At 45.9% G+C, this 17,550-nt stretch carries 15 protein-coding genes and 1 other annotated feature; all 15 genes read right to left on the reverse strand.

Going from position 1 to position 17,550, the window contains the following annotated elements; translation table 11 throughout:
* Positions 1 to 44 precede the first annotated feature (44 nt).
* Positions 45 to 677 carry an orotate phosphoribosyltransferase gene (pyrE, locus tag NST16_RS09575; RefSeq protein WP_340886019.1) on the reverse strand — a complete coding sequence of 211 codons (633 nt, stop codon included), beginning with the start codon at positions 675 to 677 and terminating at the stop codon, positions 45 to 47.
* Complete coding sequence (gene pyrF, locus NST16_RS09580; protein WP_010334190.1) at positions 674 to 1,393, reverse strand: orotidine-5'-phosphate decarboxylase; 720 nt, start codon at positions 1,391 to 1,393, stop codon at positions 674 to 676. The genes pyrE and pyrF overlap by 4 nt, the downstream gene beginning before the upstream one ends.
* A complete protein-coding gene (locus NST16_RS09585) occupies positions 1,362 to 2,297 on the reverse strand; it encodes a dihydroorotate dehydrogenase (protein ID WP_340886026.1) in 936 nt (311 codons plus the stop codon). The genes pyrF and NST16_RS09585 overlap by 32 nt, the downstream gene beginning before the upstream one ends.
* Positions 2,297 to 3,067 (reverse strand): dihydroorotate dehydrogenase electron transfer subunit, encoded by a 771-nt coding sequence (locus NST16_RS09590; protein WP_340886029.1) that lies wholly within the window; start codon positions 3,065 to 3,067, stop codon positions 2,297 to 2,299. Before NST16_RS09590 ends, NST16_RS09585 begins: the two co-directional genes overlap by 1 nt.
* Positions 3,064 to 6,279, reverse strand: coding sequence for a carbamoyl-phosphate synthase (glutamine-hydrolyzing) large subunit (carB, locus tag NST16_RS09595; RefSeq protein WP_326227018.1), 3,216 nt, complete (start codon positions 6,277 to 6,279; stop codon positions 3,064 to 3,066). The genes NST16_RS09590 and carB overlap by 4 nt, the downstream gene beginning before the upstream one ends.
* The gene (locus tag NST16_RS09600) at positions 6,264 to 7,358 is read right to left on the reverse strand and encodes a carbamoyl phosphate synthase small subunit (protein ID WP_268446235.1); all 1,095 of its coding nucleotides are present in this window, start codon (positions 7,356 to 7,358) and stop codon (positions 6,264 to 6,266) included. The genes carB and NST16_RS09600 overlap by 16 nt, the downstream gene beginning before the upstream one ends.
* On the reverse strand, positions 7,355 to 8,641 hold the full coding sequence (locus tag NST16_RS09605; RefSeq protein ID WP_340886035.1) for a dihydroorotase: 1,287 nt from the start codon (positions 8,639 to 8,641) through the stop codon (positions 7,355 to 7,357). The genes NST16_RS09600 and NST16_RS09605 overlap by 4 nt, the downstream gene beginning before the upstream one ends.
* Complete coding sequence (locus NST16_RS09610; RefSeq protein WP_326227015.1) at positions 8,625 to 9,539, reverse strand: aspartate carbamoyltransferase catalytic subunit; 915 nt, start codon at positions 9,537 to 9,539, stop codon at positions 8,625 to 8,627. The genes NST16_RS09605 and NST16_RS09610 overlap by 17 nt, the downstream gene beginning before the upstream one ends.
* A gap of 146 nt (positions 9,540 to 9,685) precedes the next feature.
* Complete coding sequence (pyrP, locus tag NST16_RS09615; protein ID WP_340886039.1) at positions 9,686 to 10,993, reverse strand: uracil permease PyrP; 1,308 nt, start codon at positions 10,991 to 10,993, stop codon at positions 9,686 to 9,688.
* 175 nt (positions 10,994 to 11,168) lie between these two features.
* Positions 11,169 to 11,714: a bifunctional pyrimidine operon transcriptional regulator/uracil phosphoribosyltransferase gene (gene pyrR, locus NST16_RS09620; protein ID WP_340886041.1), complete on the reverse strand. Its 546-nt coding sequence runs from the start codon at positions 11,712 to 11,714 to the stop codon at positions 11,169 to 11,171.
* A gap of 182 nt (positions 11,715 to 11,896) precedes the next feature.
* A complete protein-coding gene (locus NST16_RS09625; RefSeq protein WP_168747755.1) occupies positions 11,897 to 12,808 on the reverse strand; it encodes an RluA family pseudouridine synthase in 912 nt (303 codons plus the stop codon).
* Position 12,809: 1 nt separating this feature from the next.
* The gene (lspA, locus tag NST16_RS09630; protein ID WP_010334181.1) at positions 12,810 to 13,274 is read right to left on the reverse strand and encodes a signal peptidase II; all 465 of its coding nucleotides are present in this window, start codon (positions 13,272 to 13,274) and stop codon (positions 12,810 to 12,812) included.
* A 110-nt stretch (positions 13,275 to 13,384) separates the two neighbouring features.
* A complete protein-coding gene (gene ylyA, locus NST16_RS09635; RefSeq protein WP_010334180.1) occupies positions 13,385 to 13,759 on the reverse strand; it encodes a sporulation-related RNA polymerase-binding protein YlyA in 375 nt (124 codons plus the stop codon).
* 142 nt (positions 13,760 to 13,901) lie between these two features.
* Complete coding sequence (gene ileS, locus NST16_RS09640; RefSeq protein ID WP_326192131.1) at positions 13,902 to 16,667, reverse strand: isoleucine--tRNA ligase; 2,766 nt, start codon at positions 16,665 to 16,667, stop codon at positions 13,902 to 13,904.
* 51 nt (positions 16,668 to 16,718) lie between these two features.
* Positions 16,719 to 16,946: a binding site (T-box leader), on the reverse strand.
* 62 nt (positions 16,947 to 17,008) lie between these two features.
* Positions 17,009 to 17,503, reverse strand: a complete 495-nt coding sequence (gene divIVA, locus NST16_RS09645) for a septum site-determining protein DivIVA (RefSeq protein ID WP_010334179.1) — start codon at positions 17,501 to 17,503, stop codon at positions 17,009 to 17,011.
* Positions 17,504 to 17,550: the final 47 nt, after the last annotated feature.

Raw genomic sequence — 17,550 nt, forward strand, 5'->3', positions numbered from 1 at the left:
TGTTTTCAATCGTGTCAAGGCATTAAAGCTCTTCAATTTATTTTTTAATTTTTAAACCAATCTTTTGACTCGGGATTCATTTTCCATGTTTGCAGCTTCTTCAGGTCGTCTGTATGAATATTTCCATTTTCAAGTGCAACCTCTGTCAGTGTGTCATAATCAGTTAACGAGTAGTATGGAAGATCAGCCTCAGCAAACGCTTCCCGCGCTTTAGGAAGTCCGTACGTAAAGATTGATACCACACCAAGCACTTCACAGCCAGCGGCTTTTAGAGCTGCTGCAGCTTCGAGTACGCTGCCACCTGTGGAAATTAAATCTTCAATGACAACTGTTTTTTGGCCTTTTTGAACGGCACCCTCAATTTGATTGCCTTTTCCGTGTGCTTTTGGTTTGCTTCTCACATAACACATCGGCAGGTTCAAACGGTCAGCCGCCAATGCCGCATGAGGGATACCTGCTGTCGCTGTTCCTGCGATCATCTCAGCTTCCGGGAAATGCTCCTGGATAAGCTTGCTGATGCCTGCAGCAACATCATTTCTTACCTCTGGGAAAGAAAGGGTAAGGCGATTGTCACAGTAAATTGGCGATAAAATGCCGCTCGCCCATGTAAACGGATCGTTTGGGCGTAAAAATACAGCTTGAATGTCTAATAGATGTTTTGCGATGATTTGTTTCATTGTTTGATTCCCTCCCATTCGAGTTTGACAGCTTCATAGGCTTTCAGCGGATTTGCAGCTTTTGTAATAGAGCGTCCTACAACAATGGCTGATGACCCTTTTTCTCTTGCTATAGAAGGCGTTGCGACACGCACTTGATCATTCGCAGTGTCTGCTGACATACGGATACCCGGGGTCACCGTCAGAAACGACGGCGACACTGCTTCGTAAATGGCTTTTGCTTCATGGACGGAGCACACCACTCCATCAAGTCCGCTATTCTCCGCCAGTTTGCTGTAGTGCACTACCGTGTCAATGAGAGGCTTTCTGATGAGCAGCTCCTCCTTCACCATTTGTTCAGAAGTGCTTGTCAGCTGGGTTACTGCAATAAGTGACGGACGTTTTTTTCCTGCCGGCGTGCCTTCCTCTAAGCCTTCCAGGGCTGCTTCCATCATTTTTTTACCTCCGGCTGCGTGAACATTGACAAGATCGACTCCGAGGCAGGCAAGACGCTTCATTGCTTTATTTACTGTGGTCGGGATGTCATGGAGCTTCAAATCTAAAAAGATCTCACAGTTTCTTTCTTTTAATTGTGCAATGATGGCCGGGCCTTCTTGATAAAAAAGCTCCATCCCGACCTTCACAAATAATGGTTCTTTGTGAAAAGGCGCTAAAAACGACAATGTTTCTTCAGCTGATGCAAAATCAAGCGCGATGATGGGCAGGTTGTTTTTCATGATTCCAGCTCCTTCCGATGCATTCTTCAACAGATTCATAGCCGTATTGGCGTAAAACAGCAGGGAGCTGTTCAATGATGTCAGGGCATGCGAAAGGATTCACGAAATTTGCTGTTCCGACAGCGACCGCACTTGCTCCAGCCAGAAGAAATTCCAGTGCGTCTTCGGCTGTCTGAACGCCTCCCATCCCAATAATCGGAATGCTGACAGCCTGGCTGACCTCATACACCATGCGGATGGCAACAGGTTTTACAGCAGGACCCGAAAGCCCTCCTGTTTTATTGGCTAATATCGGCTTACCTGATTTTAAATCTAGCCTCATGCCGATTAATGTGTTGATCATCGTTAGACCATCCGCACCAGCCTCTTCGATCGCTACTGCAATTTCTGTGATGTTTGCCACATTCGGAGATAGCTTCACATATACAGGCACATCTGACACTTCTTTAACCGCTTTCGTTAAATCAGCAGCCATGGCAGGATTTGTGCCAAAAGCAATTCCGCCTGTTTTGACATTCGGACAGGAAATATTCAGTTCAAGTGCGTGTACATTAGGCGCTTTACTGATATGCTCTGCCACTTCAACATAATCCTCGACCTGCGAACCGGCGACATTGGCAATAATAGGCGTATCAAATTGTTCAAGCCATGGCAGCTCATTTTCTAAGACGTTTTCCAGACCTGGATTTTGCAAACCGATCGCATTGAGCATTCCAGCGCCAGTCTCAGCTACCCTAGGCGTCGGATTCCCGAAGCGGGGCTCCTTTGTCGTAGCTTTGATCATGATTGCTCCAAGACAAGACAAATCATAAAAACGCGCAAACTCTTTTCCAAAACCGAAGCAGCCTGATGCGGGAATGATTGGATTTTTCAAATTCAGCCCCGGCAATTTCACCTCTAGCATTACAGCGCCACCTCCTGAGCTTTAAATACAGGCCCGTCAAGACATACCTTTACATAAGCTGTCTCACTTTCGTTTGTATGGCACACACAAGCGAAGCATGCACCGATACCGCAGCCCATTCGTTCTTCCATGGAAATGTAAACCTCTTTGTGGGCGTATTCTTGTTTGAGCGCCTTTAGCATCGGTGTCGGCCCGCAGCTGAGGAGGATGTCAAATTCAAGACTTTTCTGTTTGATGACATCTGTGACAAACCCGGTTTCCCCGTAGCTTCCGTCAGCTGTTGCCACATACGTATCGCCATACTGTCGGCATTCTTTTTCGTAAAAAACATCCTTTACCGATTGGAATCCTAAAACGTGTATGACCTTTACGCCTTTTTCCTTTAAACGTTTCGACAGTTCTTGGAGAGGCGGCACTCCTACACCTCCCCCTACCAGCAAAGCCGTCTTTCCGGGTTGGACTTCATCTACTGGAAAGCCATTGCCCAAAGGCCCGAGGACATCCACCAGATCTCCTTTTTGCTTCAGCGACAAGAGTCTTGTTCCTTCCCCATCTACTCGATAAATAATGGTGACTTCATTTTTTCCAAGGTTAACATCAGCAATGCTGATTGGTCTTCGCAAAAGAGGCGTAACCGCTTCGCTCACTTTCAGGTGAAGGAACTGTCCTGGGACAGTAAACCCTTGGACAAGCTCCCCTTTTAGGACCATTTGATACACCCGGTCTGCAATTTGCTGGTTAGCACACACCGTCAAATACGCTTTTTTCATATAGTGATTGCCGCCTCCTGATTTGAGTTGACTGCCGGCATTTGATCGGCACGGAACGTCATGCTTTCCAGCACCCGCAAAATCGCTTCTGCCGTATCTAAAGATGTTAAGCAGGCAACACCGTTTTCTACTGATTCACGTCTGATTCTAAATCCGTCTCTTGCCGGCTGCTTTCCTTTTGTCAGCGTATTGATGACAAACTGGGCTTCTCCATTTCTGATCACATCAAGCAAGTTCGGTCCGTCCTGGCCGATTTTTCCGACGACCTTCGCTGGAATTGATGCTTCCTTGAGATACCCTGCCGTTCCTTCGGTCGCTAAAATGTTATACCCGATCGCATGGAATCGTTTAGCGATGGCAAGCCCTTCTTCTTTGTCCTTATCAGCCACTGTTAAAAGCACGGAACCGTAGTTAGGGATTTGAATGCCTGAAGCTATCAGGGCTTTATAGAGCGCCTTTTCAAGGGTGGAATCTTTCCCCATGACCTCACCTGTTGATTTCATTTCAGGCCCTAACGTAATGTCCACTCTTCTCAGCTTCGCGAAGGAGAAGACCGGTGCTTTTACAAATACACCCTGCTGTTCAGGCTGCAGGCCTTCATTGTAGCCAAACTCAGCCAGCTTTTGCCCGAGAATGACTTTTGTCGCGAGGTTCGCCATCGGAATGCCCGTGATCTTGCTTAAGAACGGCACCGTTCTGCTTGATCTCGGATTGACTTCAAGCACGTATACTTCACCTTGTGACAGGACGAATTGGATGTTGAGCAAGCCGACAATATTCAGCCCTTTCGCAAGTGCGATCGTATATTGTTCAATTTTTTCTTTAATGTCCTCCGTCAGGGACTGCGGCGGATAGACCGCGATAGAGTCTCCAGAGTGCACGCCCGCACGCTCAATGTGCTCCATGATTCCCGGAATGACAACGGTTTGGCCGTCAGACACCGCATCCACTTCGATTTCTTTTCCAGTCAGATATCTGTCAATTAATACTGGATGCTGCGGATTGATTTTGACTGCGTTTTTCATGTAATGAAGCAGTTCTTCTTCATGATACACAATCTCCATCGCCCGGCCGCCAAGCACATATGAAGGGCGCACCAGTACCGGATAGCCGATGTTGCTCGCGATGTTTACAGCCTGATCAACTGATGTCGCAGTTTTGCCAAGCGGCTGCGGCACTTGAAGTTCTACCAGCGCCTGTTCAAACTTATCCCGGTCTTCCGCACGGTCTAAATCTTCTAATGACGTTCCAAGGATTTTGACTCCGCGTGCAGAAAGTTCGTCAGCAAGGTTGATTGCAGTTTGTCCGCCAAATTGCACGACAACGCCCATCGGCTGTTCGAGATCAATGATATGCATGACATCTTCGATCGTAAGCGGTTCAAAGTACAGCTTGTCTGAGATACTAAAATCAGTTGACACGGTTTCAGGGTTATTATTGACGATAATTGCCTCATAGCCTGCTTGTTTAATTGCCCACACGGAGTGAACTGTGGCGTAGTCAAATTCAACCCCCTGTCCGATTCGAATCGGGCCGGAGCCAAGTACGATCACGCTTTTCTTATCTGTAACAACAGATTCGTTTTCTTCTTCATATGTGCTGTAGAAGTATGGTGTTTCTGATTCGAATTCCGCCGCGCACGTATCTACCATTTTAAATACCGGTGCAATTCCCGCTTGTTTTCTCAAGCTGTAAAGCTCAGATTCTTTCATTTTCCACTCGCGGCTGATGTACTTATCAGAAAATCCGAGTTCTTTTGCCTGTCTCAGCACACCCGTATCGCCCGCATTTGCTTTCAGCTCTTTTTCAAACTGAACGATTCCGAACAGCTTATGCAGGAAAAAGAGGTCGATGGCAGAGAATTCATGAAGCTGCTCAACTGTGTAGCCCCTTCTGTACGCTTCAGCCAGGTAGAATAAACGCTCGTCTCCGGCTTTTTTAATCCGCTTCTCGAGAAGCTCATCAGGTATATCGGCGGCATCTTTTAATTCAAGATGATACACATCAGCTTCCAGTGAACGCACAGCTTTCAGCAGCGATTCTTCAAGCGTGCGGCCAATCGCCATCACCTCTCCCGTCGCTTTCATCTGGGTGCCGAGCCTTCTGTTTGCTGATTCAAACTTATCAAACGGCCAGCGAGGTATTTTAGATACAACATAGTCCAGCGCTGGTTCAAATGCAGCGTATGTCTTCCCTGTCACCGGATTCATCATTTCGTCTAGTGAAAGGCCGACGGCGATTTTAGCTGCGAGCTTTGCAATCGGATAGCCTGTCGCTTTTGATGCAAGGGCAGATGAACGGCTGACACGCGGGTTCACTTCAATGATGTAGTATTGGAAGCTGTCTGGATCTAAAGCGAGCTGTACGTTACATCCCCCTTCAATTCCAAGCGCACGGATCAGTTTTAAAGATACATTCCGGAGGAGCTGATATTCACGGTCGCTGAGCGTTTGGCTCGGTGCGACGACAATACTGTCTCCTGTATGGATTCCTACCGGATCAATGTTCTCCATGTTACAAACGACAATCGCATGATCTCGGCTGTCCCTCATAACTTCGTATTCGATTTCTTTATAGCCGGCAATGCTTTTTTCAAGCAAACATTGGTGCACCGGGCTTAATTTTAATCCATTCTCAACAATTTCTTTCAGCTCGGCTTCAGTGGAGCAAATCCCTCCGCCTGTGCCGCCTAATGTATATGCAGGGCGGACAATGACAGGAAATCCGATTTGGCTGACGAAATTCTCGGCTTCTTCTAGCGAGTGAATGATCTCACTTTCAGGGACGGGTTCATTCAGCTCATTCATTAATGTTCTGAACAAGTCACGGTCCTCAGCCTGCTGGATTGCAGACAGCTTTGTGCCGAGCACCTCAACGCCGCACTCCTCCAACACACCTCGCTCAGAAAGCTCAACCGCAAGATTCAAGCCGGTTTGACCGCCGAGTGTAGGAAGAATGGCGTCAGGACGCTCTTTTCTGATGATCCGCGTCAGAAATTCAGGTGTCAGCGGTTCGATGTAAACCCGGTCAGCCATTTCTGTATCGGTCATGATCGTTGCAGGGTTTGAGTTGACAAGAATGACCTCATAGCCTTCTTCTTTTAATGCAAGGCAGGCTTGCGTTCCCGCATAATCAAATTCAGCTGCTTGGCCGATGATGATTGGTCCTGACCCGATTACTAAAATTTTGTTAATGTCTACGCGTTTTGGCATACCGCTTCCCCTTCTTTCTCCGTTGTTTCAATCATTTCGATAAATCTGTCAAATAGATGATTAGCGTCCTCAGGACCAGGTGATGCTTCTGGATGATATTGAACCGTAAATGCCGGCAGTGTTTTGTGTTGCAGCCCTTCAATCGTATCGTCGTTTATCGCGATGTGTGTGACTTCAAGCTCTGTTTCATTGATAGATGAAACTGTATAGCCATGGTTTTGTGATGTTAAGGCAACTTTTCCGGTTGCAAGCTCTTTTACCGGATGGTTGGAGCCCCTGTGACCGAATTTCATTTTCTCAGTATTGGCTCCGCACGCCAGCGCAAATAACTGGTGGCCGAGACAAATTCCGAATAATGGCACTTTTCCAAGAACACCTTTTATCATTTCAATTGCTTCAGGCACATCTTTCGGGTCTCCAGGTCCGTTAGAAAGCATGATGCCGTCTGGCTTCAGCTGAAGGACTTCTTCTGCTGTTACGTTGTAAGGCACAACGATGACATCGCATTTCCGTTTGTTCAGCTCTCTTAAAATGCCGTGCTTCATGCCAAAGTCCACCAGGACAATGCGTTTACCTCTTCCCGGGCTAGGGTATGCTGTTTTGGCTGACACTTGGGATACTTGATTTCTCGGCAGTTCAGTTTCGTTCAGTCTTTTCAGTACCGATTCGATATCTTCATCAGGTGAGGCAAACGTTCCTTTTAGCGCGCCGGCCGTGCGGATCATTCTCGTCAGCTTTCTTGTATCAATTCCTTGCAGTCCCGGAATGTTTTTCATTTTTAAATACTCATCCAATGTGTACGCTGAACGCCAGTTGGAAGGCAGTTCACATAATTCTTTTACAATCAATCCTTTAACAAAAGGCGTAATGGATTCAAAGTCATCACGGTTAATGCCGTAATTTCCGATAAGCGGATATGTTAACGTAACAATCTGCCCGCAATAAGAAGGGTCTGACAAAATTTCCTGATAACCAGTCATACCGGTATTGAAAACGACTTCCCCCATGCTGTGCTCCAAGCTCCCGAAGGCTTTGCCCTCAAATACCGCTCCGTTTTCCAGTACTAATCGTCTTTTCATTTCACAAGTCTCCCTTCTTCATAAGCAAGCGTTCCTGCTGCAATTGTAGCGACTGGCCAGCCGCTGCAGCTGAGGCCGTTAAATGGTGTGTTTTTACCTTTAGATAAGAATGTTTCTTTGTCTATCACTGCTTCTCTTTCCAAATCGATTAATGTGATGTCAGCTGCTTGTCCCGGTTTCAGTGTTCCATATGGGAGACCAAACGCTTGGCACGGCTTGATTGTCATATAATCAATCAGCTGTTTCAGCGTCCAGCTGCCGTTTTTGACAAAATGTGTGTAAAGAAGCGGGAACGCTGTTTCCAAACCGACAATACCGAACGGCGCCAGCTTCATTTCTGTGTTTTTCTCTTCTTCTGTATGCGGCGCATGGTCGGTTGCTATAAAATCGATCGTTCCGTCCAAAAGCCCTTCAATCAGTGCTTCTCTATCTTCCGCACCGCGCAGCGGCGGGTTCATTTTATAGTTTGTGTCCAGCCCCGGAATGTCCTCATCACAAAGCAGCAAATGATGCGGTGATACTTCTGCTGTCACTCTGATTCCCGCTTTTTTCGCATCGCGTACGACCCTGACAGACTCTTTCGTGCTGATATGGCATACATGATAATGGCAGTTTGCCGCCTCAGCCAGCAGCACGTCGCGTGCAATATGAACCGATTCACACACAGAAGGAATGCCGTTGAGCCCGTTTGCTTTGGAGAATGTCCCCTCATGTACGCTTCCTCCATAAATTAAGGAGTTGTCCTCGCAATGTGCAACAATCGCTTTGTCTATCGCGGCTGCGCGTTTCATTGCTTCATACATCATTCCTGCTGTCTGTATACCGACGCCGTCATCTGTAAATGCAAATGCCCCAGCTTCCTTTAATGCTTCAAAGTTTGTCATCTCATCACCAATTTGTCTGATCGTAATAGATGCATAAGGAAGGACTCTGACACATGATGTGTCTTTAATGCGCTTTTGCACCCATTCCATCTGCTCCTTCGTATCAGGAACCGGCCGTGTATTCGGCATGGCCGCTACGGTTGTATAACCGCCGCGCGCCGCTGCTTTTGCACCAGTTTCAATGGTTTCTTTTTTCTCTCCGCCAGGCTCTCTAAAGTGTACATGGAGGTCAACAAACCCCGGTGAAACGAGCAATCCTTTCGCATCAATAACCGTTTCTCCATCTGCTGCATCAAGCTTGCCGATTTCGGAGATGACCTCTCCTGTCACTCGAATATCCTGTTCTGTTTTTTCACCATTTTTGTTAAGTATCCAGCCGTTTTTAATGAGATATGACATACGCTGCTTCTCCTCTTTTCGCATTGGTTTGTAAGGCTCGCTGTAACACTGCCATTCTGATGAATACACCATTTTGCATTTGTTTGAAGATTCTTGATTTTTCGCTTTCTACTAAGCTGTGATCAATCTCCACTCCTCTATTCACAGGGGCGGGGTGCATAATAATCGCATCCTGCTTCATACGTTCAGCCCGTTCTACAGTCAAGCCGAATTCATTTAAATAGCCTTCCTGGCTGACAGCTGACTGATGTCTTTCATTTTGAATACGGAGCAGCATGACAACATCCGAAGTCTCTACTGCTTCTTCCATTGAGACATACACGCCAAACGTATTTTCTTCATCCTGCCATTCCGGCGGACCGGAAAACAGAACGCGGGCACCGAGTCTTGTCAACACTTCAGCATTAGATCTTGCGACCCTGCTGTGCTTAATGTCGCCGTGAATGGAGACGGTAAGGCCTTTGAACGTGTTGAATTCTTCATTGATTGTCATTAAATCAAGCAATGATTGTGTCGGATGCTGACCGCACCCATCGCCTGCATTCAGAATCGGGATATTTACATGTCCGACAAGCTCTTTGTAGTACTCATCCTCACTGTGCCTGATAACACACGCGTCAACACCGATTGATTCGAGCGTTCGGATTGTGTCATATAAGGTTTCACCTTTTTGTACACTTGTGCTTGTTCCGTCGAGATTCAGGACATTCATGCCCAGTTTCTTTTCAGCTACCTCAAAGCTGAATCGTGTTCTGGTGCTTGGTTCAAAAAACAGATTCGCTGCAAATTTCCCTGGCAGCTGATGGTCTGTTTTTCCGTTTTTGAGGTCTTGCGCAGTTTGAAGCAAATCTTTGATTTCCCCAGTGCTGAGTTCACTCATCGTCGTTAAATGCTTCATTTTCTTTCCCCTCTCATTTCAACTTTTTAAGGCTGAAAAAAACCCCGGTCTTGGATAGACTCGGGGTACGGTTAAATAGAGGAGCAGCGTGAAGCTTTCTTCTCTTTATAACCCTTCCAAGCCTCTCTGGACTTTCATTAAAAGGTTTAGATATGATGTTGTTCGGATGTGTCTGCCTGCTCTTCCTTCACTTGCGGAAGAATCAGGTTTAAGATGACACCTACAATTGCCGCAAGCGCCATGCCTGACACTTGGAATCCTCCTTCAGACACCTGAATAAATGCGCCGCCTACGCCGATTACAAGGATGACTGATGTGATGATGAGGTTTCTGTTATTTTCATAATCAATTTTGTTGTCAATCAGCATTCTCAAACCGCTGGAAGCGATGATGCCGAACAGCAGGAAGGAAACGCCTCCCATAACCGCTGACGGGACTGAACTGATAAGCGCAGATATTTTGCCGATGAAGCCGAAACAAAGGGCAATCACTGCTGCGCCTCCGATAACAAAGACGCTGAACACTCTCGTAATGGCCAGTACGCCAATGTTTTCTCCATAAGTGGTTGTAGGCGGGCCGCCAATCAAGGAAGCAAGGATTGTGGCCGCGCTGTCGCCCATTATTGAGCGATGGAGACCCGGTTTTTTAATGAAGTCTTGTCCGACAACTTTGCTCAGCACCATCTGGTGGCCAATATGCTCTGACATGGTAACAAATGCGACAGGGACCATTGCTGCGGCAATGCCAAGTGTCACTGACGGCGTATAATCTTTGAACGGGATGATGAATTCAGGGATTGCAAACCATTTCGCGTCAAGCACCGGCTGGAAGTTGACAATTCCTTGAATCAGGGCAAACAAGTATCCGCCAATGATCCCGATCAAGACCGGGATTAAGCTTAAGAATCCTCGCAAGAAAATCGCGCAAATGATCGTGATCGCTAAAGTGACACCTGCAACACTGAAATGTTTTAAGCTGTAAACCAGCTCACTTGCATTCGGATCAGCATACATGGCCATATTTACCGCTGTACCTGCCAGACCCAGTCCAATGACGATAATAACCGGACCTACGACGACAGGCGGGAGAAGCTTCATCAGCCAGCCTGTTCCAAGCTGTCTGATCAGCAAGGCAATCAGCCCGTACACAAGCCCTGCCAGAAACGCACCAACCATTGCCGCTCCCGGTCCGCCGGTCGCTTTTACCAAGATGATCGGAGAAATAAAGGCAAAGGATGAACCGAGGTACGCTGGTATTTGTCCTTTCGTGATCAGAAGGTAAGCAAGTGTTCCGATACCGCTCGTCACCAGTGCAACAGCAGGACTCATTCCGACCAGCTTCGGAACCAAAATCGTTGAACCAAACATCGCGAATAAATGCTGCAGGCTGAACGAAACCCAAGAGAAAGGTTTCGGGATTTCCCCGACTCCTAAATTAACTTTTTTCTTACTCATGATGATTTTCCCCCTGATTGATGACTTTTCATATTAGGATGACTTAATAACTGTATAAAAAAACCTCTTTGCTATTTTTACGCAAAGAGGCATACAAAGACCGGCCGCATACTTTCGGGGCTTCGCTGTGCACCTCTTTGCAACCTCTCTGGATTGCGTTTAAAAAGGTGATACATTATTCATTTTCATAAATGGCGACGAGATCGTTTTTGTCAACCTCATCAAGCTGCACCATAACCTTTTCAGCTTTTGAAGTCGGAATGTTTTTCCCGATGTAATCTGCTCGGATCGGCAGTTCTCTGTGCCCTCTGTCAACAAGCACAGCCAGTTGAATTGAGGAAGGCCTGCCTACATCGACAAGGGCGTCCATAGCGGCTCTGACCGTTCTTCCTGTGTAAAGAACATCATCTACGACAATTACTTTTTGATCTGTGATGTCTACCGGTATATCTGCACCTTTCACAAGCGGTTCTTCATTGCTCGTTTTTTTGGATAGATCATCTCTGTAAAGGGTGATATCAATTTCTCCAACCGTTACAGGATTTCCTTCAATCTGTTCTATCCGTTCGGCGAGGCGTTTTGCTAAATAAATGCCTCTTGTCTTGATGCCGACAAGGATGCAGTTGTTCATCCCTTTATTGCGTTCTATCATTTCGTGAGCAATTCTGGTCAGCGCACGTCTGATTGCCTGTTCGTCGAGAATGATAGCTTTTTGATTCATTATGTGACACCTCACATTTCATTTAGAAGAAAAAACCCCTCTTGCCATTGGCAGAGAGGGGTTTAGGACAAGGTGCGTGCATATACACGTATCCCGTCAATCCGTTATCCTTCTCAGCCTCTCTGGACTGTTTTAAAGAATCTATTCAGCTTCGTTTATTATTTCAGAAAAGAGACGTCCTGTCAACGGGTTTTTCTCAGATTTTCGATTAAAGCAGACATATCCTCAGGAAGCGGTGCCTCAAATTCGATATATTCGTCAGTGCGAGGATGCTGAAAACCTAAAATTCCGGCATGAAGCGCCTGTCCGTTAAAATCGATCGTTTTTCTCGGCCCGTATTTCGGATCTCCCGCTAACGGGAAGCCGATATACTTCATATGAACACGGATTTGATGCGTTCTTCCTGTTTCAAGCTGGCATTCTACAAGCGTAAACTCCTGGAAGCGGTCAAGAACATGAAAATGAGTGACGGCGTTTTTGCCATCACGTGTTACGGTCATGCTTTGCCGGTCTTTCTTATCCCGCCCGATCGGCGCATCAATTGTACCGTCATCATGAGAAATAATTCCGTGGACAACCGCCGTATATTTCCGCGTGACCGTTTTGTTGACCAATTGGTTCACGAGAGACTCATGTGCCATATCATTTTTCGCCACCATTAATAATCCGGACGTATCCTTATCGATCCTGTGAACGATCCCCGGACGCATCACGCCATTTATTCCGGAAAGATCCGTGCAATGAGCCATAAGGCCGTTTACAAGTGTGCCCGTAAGATGCCCGGGTGCTGGGTGCACCACCATTCCGCGAGGTTTATTGACAACCAGCACATCTTGATCTTCATAGTATATATCCAGATCCATCGGTTCTGCCAGCACGTCGAGTGCTTCCGGCTCAGGTACAGTGACGGTCACCTGATCACCCGGCTGAATTTTATAATTCGCTTTCACCGGGCTTCCGTTTACGACAACTTGTCCGTCCTTCACCCATTGCTGAACCTGGGTTCTCGACCAACCATTTTCAGTCGATGCCAGAAATTTATCAATCCGCTCACTTTTTTGTTCTTCTGAAGCGGTTATGTCAAATTGATTCATTCTATTGCTCCTTCTTCTTTTTCCCGCTGTCCAACAGCATTTGTATAAATAAAAGCATTACGCCGACACATAATGAAGAGTCCGCGATATTAAAGATCGGGTAATTGTAATTGACGATAATGACATGGATAAAATCCACCACTTCCTGTCTGACAGCCCGGTCGATAAAATTGCCGATGGCGCCGCCAAGCATGAGTCCAAGGGAAACACCAAGAAGCTTTTGCCCTTTCGTATATCGCTGTATGTAATAAACAATACCAATAATAACTGCAGTTGTGATGAGGTAAAAAAACCACATCTGACCGGCTAATATCCCCCACGCCGCACCCGTATTGCGATGGGAGGTGATATAGAATACCTGATCAATGATCGGTATGCTTTGTCCAAGTTCCATGTTCTTGACGACAAGCCATTTTGTCAGTTGATCAGCTGCGATAATAAGTAGTGCGATAACGTAATACAGCACAAACGTTCCTCCATTGTACGGTTACTTTAATCCATTATGCATTTTATCAATAAAAAGCACAGGAGTAAAGAAATATCAGCCTCTGTACAGACTTAATTGGGAAGGCGCTGTTATTCATACAGCGCCTGATCATACTCAATATCAGTTGATTTCCACAGAGGAAGCGTTTTTTTTTCAAATTGGACTGAATACAGAAAATCGTTTGCTGTTCGCGCTGTCGGCAGCACCGCCAGCTTTGAAAGAGGAATGGGAGACCCAGTTTCTTCACAGTATCCGAATGTGCCGTCCTCAATTTTTGACAATGCGAGAAGAACGTCCTGAAGCTCTTCTTTAATATGATAGATCAGAGTTGCTTTTTGTTTATGATTGATTGCTGCCTGCGGGCTTGTTGAAACCTGAAAGCAAGAATACTCAAATAATCTCGACTGTAATTCTTCTTTCATCAGAAGAAGTTCCGTATAAATTGCGGTCAGTTGATCATTCATTCATCACAACTCCTGCTCTTAACGTAATACCTATATTGTTACCTGTGAATGATGATCTAAAGCCCATAAGATTTTTCCTGCCATTCTAAACGATGTCACTCTTGGCACAAAAAAAGCCCGGCTTGTGCGCCGGGCTCTTTCATTAATTCTGATAATACTTTTCAACGATTTCAGCGTTGCGCAGTGACAGTGTAGGATATTTCGGGTTTGCACCTACATCTTTAGAAATCACCCGGGATCTCTCACACATTTCGCCTTCAGCTTTCTCGACAGCGATTTTCCCTGTCTCAAAGCTTTGCGCATCGTTTGGCGCTTCATTTTCTTCACTGATGGTTAATTCAGAAACAATAAACAGCTGAGAAAGATTTTCTTTAATAGAAGCTAATAGCTCTTTGTTCTCTTTATTCGGATACAACTTCAGGCTTGCTTCCAATGATTTACCGATGATTTTTTCATTTCGCGCTGTTTCTAACGCTTTTAGCACATCATCACGAAGAGACATAAAACGGTCAAACTTATCTTCTGTGGCTTCGCTGTTTGGAACCGCAATCGTTTCCGGCATATCTGTCAGCTGAACGCTTTGCTCGTCAACAAATGTTAAGTGAGACCACAATTCGTCAGCAGTATGAGGCAGAATCGGTGCTGTAAGCTTCACTAATGCCAGCAGCGTTTCATAGAATACAGTCTGCATGCTGCGTCTATCCGGATGATCCGCATGCTCAATGTATACAATATCCTTAGCGAAATCCAGATAGAATGAGCTTAATTCAATTGTACAGAAATTGTGGATGCTGTGATACACAACCGCAAATTCGTACTCGTCATACGCTTTTTTCACTTTATCAATCAGTTTGTTTAGCTTAATCAGCATATACTGATCGACTTCACGAAGATCTTCCACAGCCACCGCATTTGTTTTTGGATCAAAATCGAATAGGTTGCCGTGAAGGAAACGGAACGTGTTGCGGATTTTACGGTATACTTCAGCAACCTGCTTCAGAATCGCATCAGACACGCGAACATCCGCCTGGTAGTCAACAGAAGACACCCATAATCTTAAAATGTCGGCGCCAAGCTGTTTCATAACTTTTGCTGGAACCACAACGTTACCGATGGATTTACTCATTTTGCGTCCTTCTCCATCCAGTGCAAATCCATGGCTGAGCACACCTTTATATGGCGCTTTTCCTGTTACGGCTACTGCTGTTGATAGAGATGAGTTAAACCAGCCCCGGTATTGGTCAGAGCCTTCAAGATATAAATCAGCCGGCCGAACGAGATCCTCGCGCTCTTCAAGCACCGCTTGGTGGGAAGAACCAGAATCAAACCAAACATCCATGATGTCCTGTTCTTTTGTAAATGTGCCGTTCGGGCTACCAGGATGCGTAAAGCCTTCCGGAAGAAGATCCTTCGCTTCTTTTTCAAACCAAATGTTAGAGCCATGTTTTCTAAACAATTCTGAAACGTGCTCAATCGTTTCATCTGTGATGATTGGCTCACCGTTTTCAGCATAAAATACCGGAATCGGCACACCCCATGCACGCTGTCTGGAAATACACCAGTCGCCGCGGTCGCGCACCATATTGTGCAAGCGCTGCTCTCCCCATTCAGGAACCCATTTAGTTTCTTTAATGGCATCCAGCAGGTCTGATCTGAAATCTTTAATAGACGCAAACCATTGCGCAGTTGCTCTGAAAATGGTTGGTTTCTTTGTTCTCCAGTCGTGCGGATAGGAGTGTGTAATGAATTCAAGCTTTACGAGCGCGCCCTTTTCTTCGAGCTGCTGAGTGATCGCTTTGTTTGCATCATCATAGAACATACCTTCAAAGCCAGGAGCTTCGCTTGTCATCACACCTTTTTCATCAACCGGACAAAGTACGTCTAAGCCGTATTTTTGGCCGATGATAAAGTCATCTTCCCCATGTCCCGGTGCTGTATGAACACAGCCTGTTCCGGCGTCAGTTGTCACGTGATCGCCAAGCATAACGAGTGAATCTCTGCCGTATAGCGGATGTTCAGCGATAATATTTTCGAGATCTTTCCCTTTGATCGTTCTTGTCACTTCATACTGCTCAAAGCCGCATGCAGAAGCTACAGCTTCAACCAGTGCACTTGCTACAACAAAGCGATCATCACCGACTGCAATCACGCTGTATTCTAGATCAGGATGCACCGAAATGCCGAGGTTTGCAGGGATCGTCCAAGGCGTTGTTGTCCAAATGATGATGCGCTCACCGTTTTCAAGCACTCCTTTTCCGTCTTTCACGCCAAAAGCGACGTAAATAGATGCTGAGCGTTTGTCTTGATATTCGATTTCCGCTTCAGCTAAAGCAGACTCACTTGAAGGTGACCAGTTAACCGGTTTAAGGCCTTTATAAATGTATCCTCGTTTTGCCATCTCACCGAAAACGCGGATTTGCTGTGCTTCATATTCCGGTTTCAGTGTCACATATGGATTTTCCCAGTCACCGCGGACTCCGAGACGCTTGAACTGCTCACGCTGACCCTCAATTTGCTTCCATGCATATTCTTCGCATAGCTTGCGGAATTCAGCTACTGACATTTCTTTGCGGTTCACTTTTTTGTTTTTTGTAAGAGCTGTTTCAATCGGCAATCCATGTGTATCCCAGCCCGGTACGTATGGTGCGTTGTACCCGCTCATTGATTTGTAGCGGACGATGAAGTCCTTTAAAATTTTGTTAAGCGCGTGGCCCATGTGGATATCGCCGTTTGCGTACGGAGGTCCGTCATGTAAAACAAATTTCGGGCGGTCCTTCGTCCGTTCCTGTACTAGACTGTAGATATCCTGCTCCTCCCATTTCTTTTGCATGTCAGGCTCACGGTTTGGCAAATTGCCTCGCATCGGAAAATCTGTTTTCGGCATTAAGAGCGTGTCTTTGTAATCCATTTTCATTCCTCCACCAATTTTTTCAGAAAATAAAAAAAGCCCTCTCATCCCATAAGGGACGAGAAAGCTTATCTCGCGGTACCACCCTTTTAGAAAAAGCGAGGCTTACGCTTTTTCCTCTCGAGCATCGTAACGTGATGAACGTCCTAACCTACTGTGAGTTCAGAAAGGAAACTTAAGGGCTGATCTACATGATTCCGGCCATCCCGGACTTTCACCATCTCCGGGTCGCTATAAAGGCATGATGGAAACATGACTGTCCCTTTCAACCGTCTTTTCATCTGAATTTATGAACGTATTATATTCGACAAGCTAAGAAAATGTCAAGGTAATCAGAGAATTTATTCCTTTTCCTCAAACACAGCGTCGACTTCATATTCGAGCAGATGATCCCAATCATCATTTTTCAGAAGATCAAGCTGCGCTTCGATTAGCATTTGGAAACGTGTTCTGAACACTTTAGACTGTTTTTTCAGTTCTTCGATTTCCATTGCGATTTTTCTTGATTTCGATAAAGACTCATTGATGATGCGGTCAGCGTTTTTCTCCGCTTCCCGAACAATCAGCTTTGCTTCCTTTTGAGAATTGCGCTTTACGTCCTCAGCTGCTTCTTGGGCAACCAGAATCGATTTATTCAGCGTTTCTTCAATGTTGGCAAAGTGCCCGATTCTTTCATCCAGCTCATTCACTTTCGCTTCAAGCTCTGTTTTTTTACGGAGAACAATTTCGTAATCTTTTCTGACTTGGCTCAGAAATTCATTTACCTCGTCTTCATCATATCCGCGAAAACTTTTTGTAAACGTCTTATTGTGAATATCATTCGGCGTTAATGGCATGATGCCACCTCCATTTTTTACATTTCAGTACGGTTATCTAGTTCACA

The sequence above is a fragment of the Bacillus sp. FSL K6-1005 genome (genome assembly GCF_038000225.1).
GTDB lineage: Bacteria > Bacillota > Bacilli > Bacillales > Bacillaceae > Bacillus > Bacillus mojavensis.

What these genes read in the sequence shown, in the direction of transcription:
- pyrP (WP_340886039.1), bottom strand. Translation starts at nt 10,993, where the DNA reads ATGAGTAAGAAAAAAGTTAATTTAGGAGTCGGGGAAATCCCGAAACCT.
- pyrE (WP_340886019.1), bottom strand. Translation starts at nt 677, where the DNA reads ATGAAACAAATCATCGCAAAACATCTATTAGACATTCAAGCTGTATTT.
- NST16_RS09625 (WP_168747755.1), bottom strand. Translation starts at nt 12,808, where the DNA reads ATGAATCAATTTGACATAACCGCTTCAGAAGAACAAAAAAGTGAGCGG.
- NST16_RS09585 (WP_340886026.1), bottom strand. Translation starts at nt 2,297, where the DNA reads ATGCTAGAGGTGAAATTGCCGGGGCTGAATTTGAAAAATCCAATCATT.
- pyrF (WP_010334190.1), bottom strand. Translation starts at nt 1,393, where the DNA reads ATGAAAAACAACCTGCCCATCATCGCGCTTGATTTTGCATCAGCTGAA.
- NST16_RS09600 (WP_268446235.1), bottom strand. Translation starts at nt 7,358, where the DNA reads ATGAAAAGACGATTAGTACTGGAAAACGGAGCGGTATTTGAGGGCAAA.
- NST16_RS09590 (WP_340886029.1), bottom strand. Translation starts at nt 3,067, where the DNA reads ATGAAAAAAGCGTATTTGACGGTGTGTGCTAACCAGCAAATTGCAGAC.
- NST16_RS09605 (WP_340886035.1), bottom strand. Translation starts at nt 8,641, where the DNA reads ATGTCATATCTCATTAAAAACGGCTGGATACTTAACAAAAATGGTGAA.
- ileS (WP_326192131.1), bottom strand. Translation starts at nt 16,667, where the DNA reads ATGGATTACAAAGACACGCTCTTAATGCCGAAAACAGATTTTCCGATG.
- pyrR (WP_340886041.1), bottom strand. Translation starts at nt 11,714, where the DNA reads ATGAATCAAAAAGCTATCATTCTCGACGAACAGGCAATCAGACGTGCG.
- NST16_RS09610 (WP_326227015.1), bottom strand. Translation starts at nt 9,539, where the DNA reads ATGAAGCATTTAACGACGATGAGTGAACTCAGCACTGGGGAAATCAAA.
- divIVA (WP_010334179.1), bottom strand. Translation starts at nt 17,503, where the DNA reads ATGCCATTAACGCCGAATGATATTCACAATAAGACGTTTACAAAAAGT.
- ylyA (WP_010334180.1), bottom strand. Translation starts at nt 13,759, where the DNA reads ATGAATGATCAACTGACCGCAATTTATACGGAACTTCTTCTGATGAAA.
- carB (WP_326227018.1), bottom strand. Translation starts at nt 6,279, where the DNA reads ATGCCAAAACGCGTAGACATTAACAAAATTTTAGTAATCGGGTCAGGA.